This window comes from Vibrio sp. 10N.222.48.A3, assembly GCF_041475345.1.
Taxonomy (GTDB): domain Bacteria; phylum Pseudomonadota; class Gammaproteobacteria; order Enterobacterales; family Vibrionaceae; genus Vibrio; species Vibrio tasmaniensis_A.
The window spans coordinates 1-3,341 of record NZ_JBFRVX010000411.1 but is presented as its reverse complement, the minus strand read 5'-3'; the positions used below and the strand labels follow the sequence as shown (position 1 = coordinate 3,341).

The 3,341-nt window shown below is 45.9% G+C and carries 3 protein-coding genes; 2 read left to right on the top strand and 1 reads right to left on the bottom strand.

Going from position 1 to position 3,341, the window contains the following annotated elements:
- On the top strand, window positions 1–1,862 hold a 1,862-nt coding region (gene helD / locus AB4653_RS12710), incomplete at its 5' end, for a DNA helicase IV (protein WP_372104321.1).
- 87 nt (window positions 1,863–1,949) lie between these two features.
- Window positions 1,950–2,300 carry a VOC family protein gene (locus AB4653_RS12705; RefSeq protein WP_009845573.1) on the top strand — a complete coding sequence of 117 codons (351 nt, stop codon included), beginning with the start codon at window positions 1,950–1,952 and terminating at the stop codon, window positions 2,298–2,300.
- 185 nt (window positions 2,301–2,485) lie between these two features.
- Here AB4653_RS12705 and AB4653_RS12700 read toward each other — a convergent pair.
- Window positions 2,486–3,341 (bottom strand): transketolase-like TK C-terminal-containing protein (locus tag AB4653_RS12700; protein WP_372104318.1); only part of this gene is annotated, 856 nt, incomplete at its 5' end.

Sequence of the window (3,341 nt, the reverse complement as noted above, 5' to 3'; positions counted from 1 at the left end):
GGTTAGTCCAAGGCCTTCCATGGGAACAATGTCGTCAATTTGCGCGCGCATCGGTTGCTGCTTATCAGAAGTGGCATGACAGACAATGTGAACAGTTGGCAGAGCACGTTCCTCAATGGGAAGCTGAATTGACACGTCTTGAGCAACTTCCTGCTTTCCTACCGCATTCTAAAGTGAAGACTTGGGTCGACATGGTCAACGCAGGTCTGGAAAATATGACGATGACTCTAGAGGAAGCGGCACAGCGCATGCCAAACCGCATTGCTCGAATGCAGCCATGGTTGTCTGAAACGGAAATTCAGCAAGCCGAGAGGAATCAACAGTGGTTAGAGACAGAAAGACAAAATTGGGAAGTATTGTTTGCTCAATGTGAGTCGTCACCCCTGAACTTATCGCAACAATATGCGGTCTTGATGAATGATGATCACAACCTTATTTTAGCGGGCGCAGGCTCAGGTAAAACCAGTGTTCTCACCGCTCGCGTCGCGTATTTATTGCAAAGCCACCAAGCTCAAGCTGAAGAGTTGTTACTGCTCGCCTTTGGTCGTGAAGCCGCGGAAGAGATGAAGCAGCGCCTTAACAGCAAAATTGGCATATCAGCCGAGAAGGTGCAAGTCAGTACTTTCCACCAGTTGGGTCTAAAGATACTGAATCAAGTTGAACCCGAACGCGTGGTTATTTCTCCGCTCGCACTCGATGACAACCAACGCCAAGCATGGTGCATTGATTGGTTGAAGAAGCACTGGATGACGCCGACCAACTTTAAACGTTGGCAAAAGCACTTGTCTAAATGGCCAATTGCTTATTTAACCGGTGATGATGAGCTAGGTAGTCATGTTTCAAATCTTAAATTGATTGGTTGGCTTGAAAAGCAACTTGAACAGTTGAATGCATCGGGTTTAACGAAAAAAGAAGTACAGCAACAACTGATTGATCACCGTGACTATACGCGCCTCAATAGCGAGCTTTCACTGTGTTGGCCATGCGTAACCGCTTGGCAAAAGGAATTGAAAGAACAGAATCATATCGACTTCTCAATCATGATCAGCCGAGCGACACAGTATGTCGAGAAGGGGAAATTCATTTCGCCTTGGAAGTTCATCATGATCGATGAATATCAAGATATCTCACCAGATCGTTTAGCCTTGGTTGAAGCCTTGTGCAATCAATCGAAAGCGCAGCACCAAGCTTCTATTTTTGCCGTAGGTGATGACTGGCAGTCAATTTACCAGTTCGCGGGTGCAGATGTTGATCTAACGACGGGCTTTAAAGATCGTTTTGAGAGCTCGACAATTCATCATCTAGATACGACTTATCGATTTAACAATCAGTTAGGTTCGGTTGCCAATCGCTTTGTGCAGGAAAACCCGATTCAACTACCAAAAGAGCTCAACAGCTTCAAACAACAGAAGCAGAAGTCGGTTTATAGTGCGTCAAGCAAAGAAGTTGAGAAGATCCTCGATCAGATAAACAGGCAAGCAAAAGGTAAAGCCAATAAATCAGTGATGTTGCTTGGGCGAAATCATTACCACAAACCAGAGCTGTTGGAAGACTGGAAAAAGATCTATACCTCAATTGATATCAGCTTCATGACTTGTCACGCGAGTAAGGGTAAAGAAGCGGATTTCGTGATTATTCTTTGCGTTGATGAAGGACAGTTCCCCGCGAAGAAGAAACAATTGCACATTGATGGCGCGTTGACTGAATCTTCGGATGTGTTCCCTTATGCGGAAGAGCGTCGTTTGTTTTACGTGGCAATGACGCGAGCAAAAGAAAAAGTATGGATAACGCACAGTGGCGATGGTTCTGGCTTTGTGCAAGAACTGCATGGCTCTGATTACCCTGTCGTTCGTAAAAAGTGATGTCACTTGGCGTAATTGTCTAAGATTAGATCTTCAAGCCCTGCCTTAATATCACAAGGCAAACGTATAAAGCAGAAGGAATCCGCTATGGAACACGGCTCTATTAACTATATTGAATTTGCAGCGCGAGACATCGCCGCCACTAAGACGTTTTTCAGCCACGTGTTTGGTTGGATCTTTGAAGACTATGGTCCCGAGTATTCAGCTTTTGAAGGTAAAGGCTTAATGGGTGGGTTCTATTTAGCGGATCTAGCGTCCAATGCTGAAAGTGGTGCGGCGTTGATGGTTTTCTATAGCGAAGATCTTGAGCAAACCGTGCGTGAGGTGTTGGATGCTGGTGGAGAGATAAACCGTGAGATATTCAGCTTTCCCGGTGGGCGGCGTTTCCATTTTAGAGAGCCAAGTGGTAACGAAATGGCTGTGTGGAGTGATAAGTAGAGAATTAAGGTTCTGGTAAACAAAAAGCCAGCTATGCGAAATGATCCTGTAACGTTGGACATTTCTGTTAAGCGGTAATCAGGCCTGACTATCGAAGTCAGGCCTTTTAGTTTCACTTTATACGCTTGGTATTGTAGAACTAATTATGCATCAACCCATTTAAGGGCGAGGCAATTTAATCAAGATTAAGCTAGAAGCTCTTTCGCTGTGTTTACTACGTTTTCAGTAGTGAAACCGAACATCTTGAATAGCTCACCTGCTGGTGCAGACTCGCCGAACGTTGTCATACCGATGATCTTGCCACCGAAACCAACGTACTTGTACCAGAAGTCAGCGATGCCAGCTTCTACAGCGATACGTGCTGTAACGTCAGATGGAAGTACAGACTCACGGTACTGCGCGTCTTGCTTGTCGAACGCGTCAGTCGCAGGCATAGAAACTACGCGTACTTTCTTACCTTCAGCTGTTAGCTCAGCAGCAGCGTTAACCGCTAGCTCAACTTCAGAACCCGTTGCGATAAGGATAAGCTCTGGCTTGCCTTCACAATCTTTCAGGATGTAACCACCCTTAGCGATGTTTGCTACTTGCTCAGCGTCACGATCTTGTTGTGCAAGGTTTTGACGAGAGAAGATAAGTGCAGAAGGACCATCTTTACGCTCGATTGCTAGTTTCCAAGCCACTGCAGACTCAACTTGGTCACATGGACGCCATGTGCTCATGTTTGGAGTTAGACGTAGAGAAGCGATCTGCTCAACTGGTTGGTGAGTTGGACCATCTTCGCCTAGGCCGATAGAGTCATGCGTGTAAACTTGGATGTTCTGAGTTTTCATCAGAGCAGCCATACGCATAGCGTTACGAGCGTATTCCATGAACATTAGGAACGTTGCGCCGTATGGTACGAAACCACCGTGCAGAGCGATACCGTTCATGATAGCCGTCATACCGAATTCACGTACACCGTAGTGGATGTAGTTACCAGAGAAGTCGTTTGCTTCAAGAGACTTAGAACCAGACCACATAGTTAGGTTAGAAGGCGCAAGG